The sequence below is a fragment of the Bradyrhizobium sp. ORS 111 genome, from assembly GCF_045571485.1.
Classification (GTDB): Bacteria; Pseudomonadota; Alphaproteobacteria; order Rhizobiales; family Xanthobacteraceae; genus Bradyrhizobium.
In genome coordinates this window covers 7,510,041-7,526,136 of record NZ_CP120701.1, presented here as the reverse complement: position 1 = coordinate 7,526,136, position 16,096 = coordinate 7,510,041, and the positions used below count along the sequence as shown (strand labels likewise).

Sequence of the window (16,096 nt, the reverse complement as noted above, 5' to 3'; positions counted from 1 at the left end):
GTCTGGACAGATCACTGACAGGTGTTCGGAGACATAGCTGACACATCAAGAATGGCTGGATTGGTCCGATTCGGGAGGCCGTCCATGCCGTGGAGCGAGGTGTCAGTCATGGATCAGCGACGCGAGTTCGTGCGTCTTGCGATGCAGGAAGGAGCGAACCGGCGGGAGCTATGCCGCCGGTTCGGGATCAGCCCTGACGTCGGCTACAAATGGCTGAGGCGCTGGCAGGCCGGAGATCGGGAGTTGGCGGATCAGTCGCGCCGTCCGAAGAGGATGCCCAAGCGCAGCGCCGCTGTGGTGGAAGCGGAAGTTGTCGCCGTCCGCGACAAGCATCCGGCTTGGGGAGCACGCAAGATCGCCCATTGCCTCAAGCGTGGCGGGCAGGCTGTGCCTGTCCCGTCCACCGTGCATCGGATCCTGTGTCGGAACGACAGAATCAAGCCGAGCGAGAATGCGCCGCCCAACCCTGGACATCGGTTCGAGAAGGAAGCTCCCAATCAATTGTGGCAGATGGACTTCAAAGGCCACATACCGCTCGCCAACGGGATGCGTTGCCATCCGCTGACGGTGGTCGACGATCACTCGCGCTATGTCCCGTGCCTGAAGGCATGTGCGAACGAGCAGCGACCCATGGTGCAGGAGCATCTGACGGCCACGTTCCGCCGCTATGGGCTGCCCGACGCCTTCTATATCGATAATGGCTCACCTTGGGGCGACACATCCGGCGTGCGCTGGACCGGATTGAAGGTGTGGCTGCTCAAGCTCGGCATCCGGGTGGTGCATGCCAGACCGTGTCACCCGCAGGGCCGCGGCAAGAACGAGCGCTTCCATCGCACCCTCAACGCGGAAGTGTTTGCCATGCATCTCTTCCGCACCTTGCCGGAGGTCCAACGCGCGCTCGACGCCTGGCGCATGATCTACAATCTGGAGCGGCCTCACGAGGGGCTCGCTATGCAGGTGCCCGCCGATCGCTTTCGGCCGAGTTCACGCGCGATGCCGGCGCGTCTTCCGCAGGTGCAATACGACGTCGGCGAGACGGTTCGGACCGTCTCGTCGACCCGAAGCTACATCTCCTTCAAGGGACGGTTCTGGAAAGTTCCGCAGGCCTTCTTCGGCGAGCGTCTTGCTATCCGGCCGCTCGATCGCGACGGCCACTACGGAATCTTCTTCGCCAGTTGGCAAATCGCATCAATCGACTTGACCGATGGCCAACCTGTCAGTGATGTGTCCGAACAGGTGTCAGCCATGTCTTCGGGCTAAACAGCAGGCGGGCGATCCAGTATTCCAGAACCGTCGAAGCAATACGGACAAGCCGCAGCGTACTGAATACTCCGCGTTCGCGGAGTATGACGTCCGCGAAAGCGGCGGCGAAGTGCCTCCGCCGAGCCTAGCTCGCGGCCTCCAGGCGTTCCTCGGTCAGCAGCCGGGTCGCCGCGTCGGCATCCATCGGCTCGCCGAAGGCAAAGCCCTGCGCGTATTCGCAGCCGAGCTGGTAGAGCTCGACCGCATCCGAATCCGTCTCGGCGCCTTCGGCCACCACTTCCATGCCGAGATCGTGCGCCAGCGCAATGATCGATTTCAGGATCACCGGGCGGGTGCCGCGGCTGGTGGTGCGGACAAAGGACTGGTCGATCTTGATGGTGTCGAACGGGAAGCGCTGCAGATAAGACAGCGAGGAGTGGCCGGTGCCGAAATCGTCCAGCGAGAGCCCGGTGCCGAGCTCGCGGATCCGCGCCAGCATCTGGGCCGCGTGCTCCGGATTCTCCATGACCAGCGATTCCGTCAATTCGATCTTCAGCGTGCCGCGCGCCACGGTGGAGCGCGACAGCACCGTGCGGATGTCATGGATCAGATCGTGGCGCAGCAATTGCCGCGAGGAGACGTTGACGGAGGCGAAGATCGGTTCGCGGGCGCGCATCGCGCGCTGCCACACCGCGAGCTGGCGGGCGGTCTGGTCCATCACGAACATGCCGAGATCGACGATTAGGCCGATCTCCTCGGCGACGTTGATGAACTCGGACGGAGACATCCGGCCGAGCTTGGGATGATCCCAGCGCGCCAGCGCTTCGAAGCCCGCGATCGAACGGTCTTCCAGTCGCACGATCGGCTGGTACAGGATGGTGATCTCCTGGCGTTCGATGGCACGGCGCAGATCACTCTCCAGCGTCAGGCGGTCGGTCTTCCGCGCGCGCATAGCCGGCTTGTAGACGTCGATGCGGTCGCCGCCGATGCGCTTGGAGTGATACATCGCAAGCTCGGCGTCCTTGATGATCTCGTCGGTGAGCGGCGCCTGCGGATCGGACAAGGCAAGGCCGATCGAGGCGGTCAGGAAAATCTCACGGTCGTTGAACGCGATCGGCGCGCGGATGGTCTTGCGGATGGTCTCGGCGAAATTGGTGATCCGTGCCGCGTCCTGTTCGGACAACAGAATCAGGCCGAACTGGTCGCCGGCGAGCCGTGCCAGCGTGTCCTGCGGCTTGAGGATGCGGGTGAGGCGCCGCGCCAGCGTGAGCAGGATGGAATCGCCGACCGCGATGCCGACGGAATCGTTGACCTGCTTGAAGCGGTCGAGGTCGATCACCATCAGCGTCGGCCGCAGGTTCGGCATCGTCTTGGCGAGGTTCGCCACCGCGCCGAGCCGATCCATGAACAGCTTGCGGTTCGGCAGGCCGGTCAGATTGTCGTGCACGGAGTCATGCAGCATCCGCTCTTCCGAGTTCTTGAACTCGGTGACGTCGGTGAGCGTGCCAACCACGCGCGAGACCTCGCCGTCGGAGCCGACCACGGGTCGCGCCTTCAGCGCGAACCACATGAAATGGCCGTCCGGCGTGCGCAGCCGGAAATCCTGCACCAGGCGGCCGCGGCGCTGGTCGAGCACGCTGTCGAGCGCGGCGCGGAACCGGTCCTGGTCGAGCGGGTGCAGCACCTCGAGCCATTTGGCGGCCGGGCCTTCCAGTGTGCCGCGCTTCAGCCCGAGCAAGGCCTCGGTCTCGGGGCTGGTGAACACCTTGTCGGCGGAAACGTCCCAGTCCCAGATCAGGTCGCCCGAGCCGGTCAGCGCCAGCGCGCGGCGCTCGACATCGGAGACCACGCCGGTGGTGGCGCCGCCGCCGGCGAAGGCGTGCTGCATGACCGTGAATCCGATCAGCATGACGATCAGCACGAGACCGCCGAGCAAGGCCGGACCGACGATGTCGTTGGTGACCGAGCCCGCCACCGTCATGCCGGCCGCGATCACCCAGACCACCAGCAGGAACCAGGTCGGGATCAGCAGCACCGCGCGGTCGAAGCCGTGGGTCGAGAGATAGACGATCAGGGCGAAGCCGGCGAAGGCGATCATCACGAGCGACATGCGCGCGATGCCGGAGGCGACCGCCGGATCAAACAGCGCGAGCGCCACCAGCGAACCGAGGAAGGCGAGCCAGCCAATCGTGATGTGCGAATAGCGCACGTGCCATCGACTGAGATTGAGATACGCGAACAGGAACACGAGCAGTGTCGCCGCCAGCATCGCCTCGCCGCCGGCGCGCCAGACGCGCTCGGCGTTGTTCGACATGTCGAGCACCTTGCCCCAGAAGCCGAAGTCGACGCCGATATAGACCAGCACCGCCCAGGCCAGCGCCGCGGCGGCCGGGAACATGATGCTGCCCTTGACCACAAACAATATCGTGAGCACGAGCGCCAGCAGGCCGGAGATGCCGATCACGATGCCCTGGTAGAGCGTGAACGAATTGACCTTGTCCTTGTAGGCTTCGGGCTCCCACAGATAGAGCTGCGGCAGCTTGTCGGTGCGCAGTTCCGCGACATAGGTGACGACCGCGCCCGGATCGAGCGTGATGCGGAACACGTCGGCGGTGGGACTCTCCTGCCGCTCGGGACGATCACCGACCGACGGCGTGATCGTGGCGATGCGCGACAGACCGAGATCGGGCCACAGCAGTCCGGACGATACGATACGATAATGCGGCGCGACGATCAGACGGTCGAGCTGGTCGTCGGTGTTGTTGGCGAGCGCGAACACCACCCAGTTCGTCCCACCTTCGCGGGCGCGCACCTCGATGCGGCGTACGATGCCATCGGTTCCAGGTGCCGTGGATACCTGGATGCGATCGGTCTCGCTGCGCTGATGGTCAAGGACGCCGGTGAGATCGATGGCGGGCGCGTCGCTGCGGACGCTGACGGCGTCGAGTGCATACGCGTCGGGCGCAGCAGCAAACATCATGAGACCCAGCGCCAAGAGCGCAAGGCACCTGATCAGACGCAATGTCAGTACTCCGCGATCGACAAACGGCCCCAGCCTGACGATCGGCTCAGGGGTGGCGCGATAGATGCCATGAAAGCGAAGGGAATCAAAGGGTTTCCGCCTTCGCTCCCGGTGCGATCGTTAGACGGCCAACACAATTTTGCCAATATGTTCGCTGGTCTCCATCCGCCGGTGCGCGTCAGCGGCCTTTTCCAGCGGGAAAGTGCTGTCCATCAGCGGCTTGATGCGGCCATCGCGCAGCAGCGACATTACTTTCGCCTCGATCGCCGCGACCATCTCCGCCTTGTCCGCATTACTACGGGGGCGCAACGTCGAGCCGGTGTGGTGCAGCCGCTTGACCATCAGCTTGGCAAAATTGGCGGTGGCCTTGGGGGTTCCCGACAGGAACGCGATCTGGACGATGCGGCCTTCGACGGCGGCGGCCTCGTAGTTTCGCTCGATGTAGTCGCCCCCCACCATGTCGAGAATGACATTGGCGCCGGTGCCGCCGGTGATCTTCTTCACCGCGTCGACGAAATCCTCGGTCTTGTAGTTCACGGCATGATCGGCGCCGAGCTTGCGACAGGCATCCGCCTTGTCCTGCGAGCCGACGGTGACGATCACCTTGGCGCCGAACGCTTTCGCAAGCTGGATCGCCATCGTGCCGATGCCCGACGAGCCGCCATGAATCAGAAGCGTCTCGCCGGCCTTGAGCGCGCCGCGCTCGAACACATTGTGCCAGACCGTCATCAGCGTTTCCGGAAGCGCGCCGGCTTCCTGCATCGACAGCGCAGGCGGTACCGTCATCGCCTGTCCGTCCTGCGCGATGCAATATTGCGCATAGCCGCCGCCGGCGACGAGCGACATCACCTTGTCGCCGATCTTGTGCCTGACAGTGCCGTCGCCGAGCGCGACGACTTCGCCGGCGATCTCGAGGCCGGGCAGATCGCTCGCGCCGGGCGGCGGCGGATAGGAGCCGGAGCGCTGCGCGACGTCGGGACGATTGACACCGGCGGCCTCGACCTTGACCAGGATTTCACCCGGGCCCGGAACCGGCACCGCGCGGGTCTCCGGCAGCAGCACCTCCGGGCCACCCGGCTTGCTGATGGCGACGACGGTCATTTGCGCGGGCAGCTTGGGCATGGTTCGTCCTTGGTCAATGAAGGGCTCGGCGGATGGATGGCATATCGCCTTTTCAGGCGGAGTGGAACGCCGTTAAGCCCCGAACCGTGTCACAAGATGGGCGGCCTTCTCGGGCGCAATTTTTTCAACCAATGGGCCGAGCCTTGCGACCGGCGCGCCCGCATCGCCGTCGAGCAGCGGCGCGAGTGGGCCATTGGGCCAGCGCGGAACGGCTTCGTCGCGGCCGAACGCGCGCAGCACGCGTTCGGCGAGGTGAGGGATGATGCTCCACGCCAAGGTGGCGCAAATCGCGACCAGGTTCAGTCCGGTCCGTGTCACGACGGCCGCGCGAACGGAATCGGATTTGACGGCAGCCCATGGTGCTGTGTGCTGCAGGTAGGCATTCGCTGCGTCCCAGATCGCGCGGGTCGCGGCGGCAGCGGCACGAAATTCCAGCGCCGTGTGATGACGGCGGAGTGCTGCGATGAGCTGCTGCAATTCCTCAGCGAGCCGCCGTTCGGCATCACCAGGCGTACCGCCATCGGGAATGCGGCCGTCGAAGGCGCGGTGGGCGAAGCTGATGATGCGGTTGGCGAGATTGCCGAAGATGTCGGCGAGATCCTTGTTCACATCGGCTGTGAACTTCGCGACGTTGAAATCGGTATCGGCGCTCTCCGGTGCGTTTGCGATCAACCACCAGCGCCAGAGATCTGCCGACAATTCCTCCAGCGCCTGGTCGGTGAAGATGCCGCGATTGCGGCTGGTCGAGAACTTGCCGCCTTCATAGCTGAGCCAGTGAAATCCCTTGATCACGTCGGCCGTCTTCCACGGCTCGCCCGAGCCGAGCAATGTCGCCGGGAAGCTCACGGTATGGAACGGGATATTGTCCTTGCCAAGAAACTGGATGTAGCTGACATCGTCAGCCTGCCACCACCATTGCCGCCAGTCGCGGCCCAGTGCTGCAGCAGCCCATTCCTGTGTCGCGGCGATGTAGCCGATCGGGGCATCGAACCAGACGTAGAACACCTTGCCGTCGAAGCCCTCGCGCGGCACCGGAATGCCCCAGGCGAGGTCGCGGGTGATGCAGCGATCCCTGAGCTCGCAGGTCAGCCAGCTCTTCGCGGTCGAGACCACGAAAGGCGGCCATCCGGTGCGGCCGTCGATCCATGCGCCAAGCTGTGCGACGAGCTCGGATTGGCGCAGGAACAGATGGCGGCTCGCGCGGATTTGCAGCGCGTGGTCGCCCGACAGCGCGGATCGCGGCGCGATCAGCTCGGTTGGATCGAGCAGCGTGCCGCACTGATCGCATTGATCGCCGCGTGCCGAAGCGTCGCCGCAATGCGGGCAGGTACCGAGGACGTAGCGGTCGGGCAGGAAGCGCTGGTCGACCGGCGACCAGATTTGCTGCAACTCGCGCGCCTCGATCAGGCCGGCCTTGTCGAGCCGGCGATAGAAGTGTTGCGTCAAGGCATGATTGTGCGCCGAGCTGGTTCGCCCGAAATGATCGAAGGAGAGGCCGAAGCGGCGGTAGATGTCGGCCTGAATCGCATGTTGTTGGTCGCAAAAGGTCTCAATGTCCTGGCCGGCCGTGACGGCGCCGAGTTCGGCGGGTGTGCCATGCTCGTCGGTGGCGCAGATGAAGAGGACGTCGTCACCGATCTGCCGTCTGAAGCGGGCATGGACATCGGCGGGCAGCAGCGAGCCGATCAGATTGCCGAGGTGCTTGACGCCGTTCACATAGGGCAGCGCGCTGGTAATGAGAATCTTGCTCATGGGATGCGGTCTTTCGCGTTTGACGATGCCGACCCCCGAGAACTCAAATCGGAAAATCAAAAAGCCCTCCCGCATGATCGGAAGGGCTTGGGGTCGGCTGATGCCTCGCGCGCGGACGCGCGCTATCCCGTCCGGTCAGACTCCTCGCGGTCGGGCCGGGGCATTCGCGTCTGCTGTTGCACGCGTGCGAAAGTCACTGCAAAATTCTCCCTGCATCATCATTTATCATCTCTGGGCGTGAGGCGCCAGATCATCATCGCCGGGAGGACACATGCCGATTGAGGACGACGACCGGCCACGGAAGAAAATCACGCATGAGATCGGACAGGATCTCTCGCTGCTGTCGGTTGAGGAATTGACCGAGCGGATCGCGCTGCTCACCGCGGAAGTGGATCGATTGAAAGAGGCGATGACGAAGAAGCGCGCGTCGAAGGATGCCGCCAACGCCTTCTTCAAGTCGTAGCGCTGCCGACATCACATCACGTCGTCCCGGACAAGCGAGCAAGGCGAGCGCGATCCGGGACCCATAACCACGGCTGTTCCTTGCCGCGTACGGCTGGTCCACGGCCGAGCGCCACTCGGGCATTGGTGATTATGGGTCCCGGCCTTCGCCCATGGGCGCTAAAATAGGATTTGCGGGTTGGGTTTGCTTGTGATTCCAAGATGGGATGAGACACGAATCGCTTGTGAACGAAGACTGGGCGCGTGTTGTTGCGCGGCTTGGCGGAGCCGATGCTCTGGAGGTCAGCGCCCGCGAGACGAAGGCGTTTGTCCGGCCGCGAGAGATTAGCAATGCAGTCGATTTGCTGCGTCTGATCCTTGCGTACTGTCTCGGCGAGGGGGTCTGCGGTTGACAACGGCCTGGGCAACCTCGGTGGGCCTTGTCGATATCTCCAACGTGGCTCTGTTGTATCGCTTGCGTCAATGCGGGGATTGGCTGGCGCGCCTGGTAGGCCAAGCGCTTGTGAGCGGCGCACCGAAGGCGAGCCGCGGTCGCCTGATCCGCATTGTTGACGCCACGACGGTCCCCAAGGCTGGGACGAGCGGCAGGAACAAGAACGCGGTGTGGCGCGTCCACAGTGCGTTCGATCTTCCGCGGGAGCGTTTTGGTCACTTCGAATTGACTGATGAGCGCGGGGGCGAGACGCTGGATCGGATACCGGCGGTTGCCGGCGAAATCCGTCTTGCCGATCGCGCCTATCTGCAGCCCGAGCGGATGGCACGTCTGCGCGATGCCGGTGCGGACTTCGTGATCCGGTCCGGCTGGAAGAGCGCGCGTTGGCTTGATGCCGAAGGTGGTCTGGTTGATCTCACGGCCGAACTGCGCAAAGCCACGGCAGGCGGCATGATCGATCGGCCGATCTGGATAAAACGCAAGTCTGGCGCGCCGCTCGCCGTGCGTCTGGTTGCGATCAGGAAGCCGGCGCAAGCTGCCGCGGCTGCGCGACGCAAGGCACGCCGGACCGCACAAAAGGGAGGCCATCAGCTCTCCAGCCAAACACTGGACGCCGCAGATTGGGTGATCCTGGTGACCTCACTCAAACCAAAGGACTTCACGACGGCCGACATTCTCGCCCTCTATCGGCTGCGATGGCGCATCGAGCTCGGCTTCAAGCGGCTGAAAAGCTTGATTGGCCTGAAGGGGCCGCCCGGAACTGACGAGCGATCCGCCAGACCCCATATCCTTGCCCATCTGCTGATCATTCTTCTGCTCGAGCCGCTCGTCGACGAACTCGAGGACTCTCCCCGCTTGGCCGACGCCGCCTGACCCGCCCAGGGGCGTGGCGACTCCTGCACCAGCTCGTCGCTTCGCTCCGGCAAGCCATCATTCCCCAGCCCGCAATCGCTTGCCTCCGCAGACTCCGCTCCACGCTCCGACGGCACCTCCGCGAGCCGCCCAGACACAAGCGTCGCTATCAAGCAATCCAACTACCTTAGCGCCTATGGGCCTTCGCCGGGACGACTCGTGAGGGGACTGTCTCAAACTAGGTCGCTGGCCGACATGGCAAACAAAGCCTGAAGAAAACCATTCATTTACGATCAATTAAGCTTTCTCGATTATGACTGCATTGTCCTCGTTTGGACACCGAGTGGCTCCTGTCCACTCTGTTTGACGCCTCCCTGTTATCAACTTCAAAAGCCGCCGGAAACGGCGGCTCTTTTTTATGCGTCCCACCGGCTGGAAACCATAAATCCGGTTGCGGCTGGACTCTTCGCCACGCCCGCGCAATGATTTGTTCATCATAAGCCGGCGCGACAGACGCCGGCGGGCGTTACGGTGGTGTGAGGGCGTTAACCATGGCGGATCGTTCACAGAGCGAAGCCGGGCTTGTGCTGTTCAGTGAACGGCTGACCAATTCGGCAGCATTTGGCGTGCTGTTCCGGGAAGGCATGGATCTGGTCGAGCAGACCGCCGCCTATCTGGACGGCGACGGCCGCGCCGAGGCCAAGGCGCTCGAACGGTCGGTGAGCCTGACCTATGCCACCGAAAGCATGCGCCTCACCACCCGACTGATGCAGCTCGCCTCGTGGCTGCTGCTGCATCGCGCGGTCAAGGAGGGCGAGATGACGCTCACCCAGGCCAATCGCGAGAAGACCAAGGTCAAGCTGTCGGCCGCCGATCCCGGCCCGGCCGATATGATCGCGAAGCTGCCCGAGCAGTTGCAGGGCCTGATCGCGCGCTCGATGGACCTGCAGGCCCGCGTCCGCCGGCTCGACACCACTATCCACGCCCCGGCCTTCGATCCTTCGGCGATCGGCAACCCGCTGGTGCCGCAGCTCAACCGCCTCAAGGCGGCGTTCGAGCAGTAAGGCCGACGCCAAGCGTCGTCACGACGCGCGGCGTGGTTGGCTGCGCCGCTGCGAGCCGTGCTGATCCATCACACGTCGCAGACGTAACGCGGCGGCCTCCAGCTCCTCCGGCGCGAACCCGCCGAAGCCAAGCATCAGGCCGGGCTGCGGTGTGGCCCGGTACATCGGCGAAATCGGCCGCACGACGATTCCGTCGACCAATGCGGCCTTCGCGAGCTGCACGTCGTCAGTGCCTTGCGGCAACCACAACAGCAGATGCATGCCCTGGTCGCTCGGCTGCAGCGTAACGTCATCGGGCATGTGACGGTCGAGCGCCGCGATCAGCGTGGCGCGCCGCGCGGCGTAGACCCCGCGGATGCGCCTGATGTGCGCTTCGAACAGGCCTTCCCGCATATAGGCTGCCAGCACGTGCTGGTCGCTGGTCGGTGAATGCCGGTCGAGCAGCGCCCGCGCGCCGGCAAAGGCATCGACCAGCGGCGCAGGCGCGACGACGTAGCCGAGCCGCAGCGATGGGAACAGCACCTTGCTCAGCGTGCCCAAATAGATCACGCGCGACGGGTCGAGACCTTGCAACGACGGGAAGGGATGGCCGGCATAGCGCAACTCGCTGTCATAATCGTCCTCGACGATCCAGGCACCTTGGCGTTGCGCCCATGCCAGCAGCGCGTTGCGACGCGCCATGCTCATCGGCATGCCCAGCGGATATTGATGCGATGGCGTCACAAAGGCGGCGCGTGCATCGGGACGCGCAGCAAGGCCGGCGTCGACATCGATGCCCTGCGCGTCGACCGGCGCGCGCGTCGTGACGAGATCGAGATCGTCGAGCACGGCGGTCATGCCGGGATAGGCCGGGTCCTCGGCCCAGACATGATCGCCGCGCGACAGCAGCACGCGGCCGGCGAGGTAGAGGCCCTGCTGCGTGCCGGCGGTGATCACGACTTGCTCAGGCTCGCAATGCACCGCGCGCGAAGTCCGGACATAGTCGGCGATCGCGCGCCGCAACTCCATCACGCCGCGCGGATCGCCGTAGCTCGCGGGTGCCGCTGCGCGCGACGCCCGCACCCGGTTGCCGAGCCGTCGCCAACTGGCATCGGGCGCCACGCTGCCGCCGGGAACGGCGATCGCAAACGGTGTCTCCGGCATCGGCGTGAAGGCTGTGGCAACCTCGGCCAGTCGCGGCGCGCGCGGCGGCAACTGAATCGGCTGAGTTTTGGGATCGCGCTCGATCCGCGCGCGGACCGGGCGAGACGGCTCGGCCAGCGTCGAGGCGACGCGGGTGCCTGCGCCGATGCGCGATTCCAGGTAGCCCTCGGCCTGCAACTGCTCGAACGCCTCGACCACCGTGCCGCGCGCGACCCGCAGCGAGGCCGCAAGCGCGCGCGTCGAGGGCAGCAATTCACCCGGCTTCAATTCGCCCTTGGTGATCGCCGCGCGCAGCGCCTGCGCGATCTGGCGTCCGACCTGCCCCCCGGCGCGGTCGACCGCGCCGAGCGAGGGAATGCTGATGATGGCGCGCGGGCGTGGCATAGTGGTTCGGTCAGTATGGTCGAAAATGGTCCTTATCATAGACCACTATGGGGCTATTGTGCGAGCTGATAGCCGATGAGGTTTTCCATGCACGTGCCGCCACATTTCAAGATCGACGAGCTTGGCGCGATCCACGCCACGATGCGGGCATCGCGGCTCGCGACACTAGTCACCGCAACTGCGGACGGGCTAATGGGCACGCCACTGCCGCTCATTCTCGACGAAGGCGAGGGCGATTACGGTACCCTATACGGTCACGTCGCACGGCCTAACCCGCAGTGGAAGGCGCCAGCGGTCGGCGAGGCGATGGCGATCTTCACCGGACCCGACGCCTATGTGACGCCGTCCTGGTACGTGACCAAGGCCGAGCACGGCAAGGTGGTGCCGACCTGGAACTACGTCGCCGTGCACGCATATGGGCCGGCCGAGTTCTTCGAGGACGCGGATCGTTTGCTCGACGTCGTGACGCGCCTCACAAACTTGCACGAGAGTTCGCGCGCAGAAGTCTGGCAGCTCAGCGATGCGCCGGCCGATTTCATCAAGGCGCAACTGCGCGGCATCGTCGGCATCCGGATGCCGATCACGCGGATCGACGCCAAGAAGAAGATGAGCCAGAACCGCAAGCTCGAGGATCGCGCGGGCGTCGTCGCCGGGCTCAGCGCCAGCGACAATCCGGTCGACCGCGAGGTGGCGGCGATGATCCCGATGGATTGAGGCACGAATGCCTGCAATGGAATTGTACCTCGCGTTCGCGACCACGACCGTAACCTTTGCGCTGATCCCGGGACCCGCCATGCTCTACGCCGCGGCTCGCGCGCTCGCCGGCGGAAGGCGCGCAGGCCTGATGGCCTCGCTCGGCCTGCATCTCGGCGGCTACGTCCATGTGGTCGCTGCGGCTGCCGGCCTTGCGTTCCTGTTTCACGCGGTGCCGCCGCTGTTCGTGGCGATGAAGCTCGCCGGCGCGGCCTATCTGGTCTGGCTGGGGTTGTCGTTGTTTCGTGACCGCGGTGGCGCGAAGCGCCCCGATCTCGCGCCGCTCGGCGTGACGCGCGCGTTTGCGCAAAGCGTCGTCGTCGAGATCCTGAATCCGAAGACCGCGATCTTCTTCCTGGCGTTCCTGCCGCAATTCGTCGACGCCTCGGCGAGCCTGCCGGTTTGGGCTCAGCTCCTTGCGCTCGGCACGATCGTCAATCTGACGTTCTCGCTGGTTGACATCGTCTGCGTGATCTTCGCCAGCGCCGTGATGTCGAACCTGCGGCGCTCGCACCGTTCGCAGCGGATCATGCAGCGGATCGGCGGCAGCATCCTGGTCGCGCTCGGGGCGCGGCTCGCCTTCCAGGATCGCTAACCTCCCCAAAATAAAACGCCCCCGCGAAGGGGGCGTTTGCATCTGACCGCGATGGCGGTCGGTCCGGACGACTTTAGTCCTTCTTGAGGAAGCCCGAGAACTTCTTCTGGAACCGGGATACGCGGCCGCCGCGGTCCATGATCTGCTGGGTGCCGCCGGTCCAGGCCGGGTGCGACTTGGGGTCGATGTCGAGGTTCAGCGTGTCGCCGTCCTTGCCCCAGGTCGAGCGGGTCAGGTACTCGGTGCCGTCGGTCATGACGACCTTAATCGTATGATAATTCGGATGAATATCGGCTTTCATGGCAGTTCCTTCGGCGCGCCGGCGCCCGTCTCAAGATGTCACGGATACGGGATTTGGCCGGCTCTATAACGCAAGGGACCCCCTAAAACAAGCCAAGAAACGGGCTAAGCCCATCACCGGATTGGGACTTTACCGGATTTGCCAGCCGGGGGTCGGCGGGCCTATCTGGGGGCAAAGAAACCGGTCCGGATTTATGAGCGTAGCCGAACAGCTTGAGACCCCTCGTGGCGCCCCGCAGCCCCCGCGCGATGCGCTGCTCGAGGAGGAAGCCTTCATCGAGAGCCAGTTGACGGAGCCGGCGAAGAGCCGCGCGCGGCTGAAGCCCTTGCTTGCGCTCGCACCCTACGTGGCGCGCTACAAGGGACGCGCGATCCTTGCCTTCATCGCGCTGACGGTCGCGGCCCTCACCACCCTGATCGTGCCGGTCGCCGTCAGGCGGATGATCGATCTGGGCTTCACGCGCGAAGGCGTCGCGATGATCAACAGCTATTTCAGCGTGATGATCGCGGTCGTCGCGGTGCTGGCCGGTGCCAGCGCCTCGCGCTACTACCTCGTGATGACGATCGGCGAACGCATCGTCGCCGATCTCAGGCGCGACGTCTTCGCGCATCTGATTTCGCTGTCGCCGTCGTTCTTCGATTCCGCGCGCTCCGGCGAGCTGGTGTCGCGGCTCACCGCCGACACCACGCAGATCAAGTCCGCCGTCGGCGCCTCGGTCTCGATCGCGCTGCGCAACCTGATGCTGTTCATCGGTGCCGCCGCGATGATGGTGATCACAAGCCCACGGCTCTCCGGCTTCGTGCTGCTGGCGATCCCGATCATCGTGCTTCCGCTGGTTGCGTTCGGGCGCTGGGTGCGGCGGCTGTCGCGCAACGCGCAGGACACGCTGGCCGACGCCAGCGCCTATGCGTCCGAGCTTGTCACCGCGATCCGCACCGTGCAGGCCTACACCAGCGAACGGTTTGCCAAGAACCGCTTCAGCCGCGAGGTCGAGCAGGCCTATGAGGCGGCACGCAGCTCGACCAAGGCGCGCGCGGTGCTGACGCTGATCATCATCTTCATCGTGTTCACCAGCGTCGTCGTGATCCTCTGGGTCGGTTCGCACGACGTGCTGGTCGGCACGATCAGCCCGGGCCGGCTCGGTCAATTCATCCTCTACGCCGCGTTCGCCGCAACCGGCCTCGGCCAGCTCAGCGAGGTCTGGGGCGAGGTCTCGGCCGCGTCAGGCGCCGCCGAGCGGCTGTTCGAGATTCTGCGCGTCAAGCCGGCGATCGCCGCGCCCGCCACGCCGCGGGCGCTGCCGCAACCGTCGCGCGGCGATGTCGGTTTCGATCAGGTCAGCTTCGCCTATCCGACCCGGCCCAAGGCGCTCGCCATCGACGGCGTGTCGCTATCGGTGCGCTCGGGCGAGAAGGTTGCGATCGTCGGTCCATCCGGCGCCGGCAAAAGCACATTGTTCCATCTGCTGCTGCGCTTCTACGATCCGAAGTCGGGCACGATCTCGCTCGACGGCGTGCCGATCCGCGAGGCGGATCCGGCCGACGTGCGGGCGCGCATCGCGCTGGTGCCGCAGGACTCCGTCGTGTTCGCTGCCAGCGCGCGCGAAAATATCCGCTTCGGCCGTCCCGATGCCACCGATACCGAGGTCGAACGCGCCGCCGATCTCGCGCATGCCAGCGAATTCCTGAGCCGCCTGCCCGGCGGCTTCGAGGCCCAGCTCGGCGAGCGCGGCGTGACGCTGTCGGGCGGCCAGCGCCAGCGCATCGCGATCGCACGCGCGATCCTGCGCGACGCGCCGCTGCTGTTGCTCGACGAGGCGACCTCGGCGCTCGATGCCGAAAGCGAGACACTGGTGCAGACCGCGCTGGAGGAACTGATGCGCCACCGCACCACGCTGGTCATCGCGCACCGTCTCGCAACCGTCCTGTCCTGCGACCGCATCCTGGTGATGGACCAGGGCAAGATCGTGGAGCAGGGCACCCACGCCGAGCTGGTTGCTGCCAACGGCCTCTATGCGCGGCTGGCGCGGCTGCAATTCGAGGGCATTTGAGAGGTCTATCTTCGCGACGTGCCGCGGGGACGTAGCAACCGGACCGGCCGAAGCCGGTCCGGCTGCTTGGCTCACGCCCGGATGAAGGCGAGAACGTCGGCGTTGAACGTCGCGACATCGACCTGGGCGAGGCCATGGCAGCCGCCCTTGTAGACCTTGAGCTGCGCGCCCTCGACGATCTTTGCGGTTTTTTCGCCCGCGGCTGCGATCGGAACGATCTGGTCGTCGTCGCCGTGGATCACGAGCGTCGGCTTGTCGATCTTCTTCAGATCTGCGGTGTAATCGACTTCCGAGAATTCGTGGATGCAGTCGTACTCGCCCTTGATGCCGCCCTGCATGCCCATCAGCCAGAACGATTCGCGCAGGCCGTCGTTGACCTTCGCGCCGGGACGATTGAATCCGTAGAACGGCATGGTGAGATCCTTGAAGAATTGCGACCGGTTGGTCGCCGTGCCCTTGCGGATCTCGTCGAACACGCTGAGCGGCGTGCCTTCCGGGTTGGCGTCGGTCTTCAGCATCAGCGGCGGTACGGCGCCGACCAGCACGACCTTGGCGACGCGGTTCGATCCGTGCCGGCCGATATAATGCGCCACCTCACCGCCGCCGGTGGAGTGACCGACCAGAACCACATTGTTCAAGTCGAGCTTCTCGATCAGCTCCGCGAGGTCGTCGGCATACTGGTCCATCGTGTTGCCGTTCCACGGCTGGTCCGACTGGCCGTGACCGCGGCGGTCGTGAGCAATGACGCGATATCCGTTCTGGCCGAAGAACAGCATCTGGGCGTCCCAGGCATCGCCGGCGAGCGGCCAGCCATGGGAGAACACGATCGGCTGTCCTGCTCCCCAGTCTTTGTAGGCGATCCTCGTTCCGTCCTTCGTCGTGATGTAGCTCATCGTCATGGCTCCGTTGTTACGGTAGGTG

The 16,096-nt window shown here is 64.9% G+C and carries 13 protein-coding genes; 7 read left to right on the top strand and 6 right to left on the bottom strand.

What is annotated here, in order from left to right:
• Positions 1-84 precede the first annotated feature (84 nt).
• Positions 85-1,260, top strand: a complete 1,176-nt coding sequence (locus P6U30_RS34775; protein WP_407164520.1) for an IS481 family transposase — start codon at positions 85-87, stop codon at positions 1,258-1,260.
• 127 nt (positions 1,261-1,387) lie between these two features.
• On the opposite strand, the gene P6U30_RS34770 is transcribed toward P6U30_RS34775, so the two are convergent.
• The 3 genes from P6U30_RS34770 to metG all read right to left on the bottom strand — a co-directional run bounded on the left by P6U30_RS34770 (position 1,388) and on the right by metG (position 7,138).
• Positions 1,388-4,264: an EAL domain-containing protein gene (locus P6U30_RS34770; protein ID WP_407167189.1), complete on the bottom strand. Its 2,877-nt coding sequence runs from the start codon at positions 4,262-4,264 to the stop codon at positions 1,388-1,390.
• Between the two features lie 120 nt (positions 4,265-4,384).
• Positions 4,385-5,386, bottom strand: a complete 1,002-nt coding sequence (locus tag P6U30_RS34765; protein ID WP_407167188.1) for an NAD(P)H-quinone oxidoreductase — start codon at positions 5,384-5,386, stop codon at positions 4,385-4,387.
• A gap of 72 nt (positions 5,387-5,458) precedes the next feature.
• Positions 5,459-7,138 carry a methionine--tRNA ligase gene (gene metG, locus P6U30_RS34760; protein WP_407167187.1) on the bottom strand — a complete coding sequence of 560 codons (1,680 nt, stop codon included), beginning with the start codon at positions 7,136-7,138 and terminating at the stop codon, positions 5,459-5,461.
• Between the two features lie 271 nt (positions 7,139-7,409).
• Here metG and P6U30_RS34755 point away from each other — a divergent pair, with 271 nt between their 5' ends.
• From P6U30_RS34755 to P6U30_RS34745, 3 genes are all read left to right on the top strand, one after another.
• Positions 7,410-7,601, top strand: a complete 192-nt coding sequence (locus P6U30_RS34755) for a DUF1192 domain-containing protein (protein ID WP_407148978.1) — start codon at positions 7,410-7,412, stop codon at positions 7,599-7,601.
• A gap of 501 nt (positions 7,602-8,102) precedes the next feature.
• A complete protein-coding gene (locus P6U30_RS34750) occupies positions 8,103-8,906 on the top strand; it encodes a transposase (RefSeq protein WP_407167186.1) in 804 nt (267 codons plus the stop codon).
• 530 nt (positions 8,907-9,436) lie between these two features.
• On the top strand, positions 9,437-9,949 hold the full coding sequence (locus P6U30_RS34745; RefSeq protein WP_407148977.1) for a DUF1465 family protein: 513 nt from the start codon (positions 9,437-9,439) through the stop codon (positions 9,947-9,949).
• A gap of 18 nt (positions 9,950-9,967) precedes the next feature.
• Here P6U30_RS34745 and P6U30_RS34740 read toward each other — a convergent pair whose 3' ends face one another.
• The gene (locus P6U30_RS34740) at positions 9,968-11,476 is read right to left on the bottom strand and encodes a PLP-dependent aminotransferase family protein (RefSeq protein ID WP_407167185.1); all 1,509 of its coding nucleotides are present in this window, start codon (positions 11,474-11,476) and stop codon (positions 9,968-9,970) included.
• Between the two features lie 87 nt (positions 11,477-11,563).
• Between P6U30_RS34740 and P6U30_RS34735 the strand changes: the two genes are divergently transcribed.
• Positions 11,564-12,190 carry an FMN-binding negative transcriptional regulator gene (locus tag P6U30_RS34735; protein ID WP_407167184.1) on the top strand — a complete coding sequence of 209 codons (627 nt, stop codon included), beginning with the start codon at positions 11,564-11,566 and terminating at the stop codon, positions 12,188-12,190.
• A 7-nt stretch (positions 12,191-12,197) separates the two neighbouring features.
• Complete coding sequence (locus P6U30_RS34730) at positions 12,198-12,824, top strand: LysE family translocator (protein WP_407167183.1); 627 nt, start codon at positions 12,198-12,200, stop codon at positions 12,822-12,824.
• Between the two features lie 73 nt (positions 12,825-12,897).
• On the opposite strand, the gene rpmE is transcribed toward P6U30_RS34730, so the two are convergent.
• Entirely contained in the window at positions 12,898-13,125 is a 228-nt protein-coding gene (rpmE, locus tag P6U30_RS34725) for a 50S ribosomal protein L31 (RefSeq protein WP_407167182.1), read from the bottom strand.
• A 193-nt stretch (positions 13,126-13,318) separates the two neighbouring features.
• On the opposite strand from rpmE, the gene P6U30_RS34720 reads away from it, so the two are divergent.
• The gene (locus tag P6U30_RS34720) at positions 13,319-15,175 is read left to right on the top strand and encodes an ABC transporter ATP-binding protein/permease (protein WP_407167181.1); all 1,857 of its coding nucleotides are present in this window, start codon (positions 13,319-13,321) and stop codon (positions 15,173-15,175) included.
• 71 nt (positions 15,176-15,246) lie between these two features.
• Here P6U30_RS34720 and P6U30_RS34715 read toward each other — a convergent pair whose 3' ends face one another.
• Positions 15,247-16,068, bottom strand: a complete 822-nt coding sequence (locus tag P6U30_RS34715) for an alpha/beta fold hydrolase (RefSeq protein WP_407167180.1) — start codon at positions 16,066-16,068, stop codon at positions 15,247-15,249.
• Positions 16,069-16,096 lie beyond the last annotated feature (28 nt).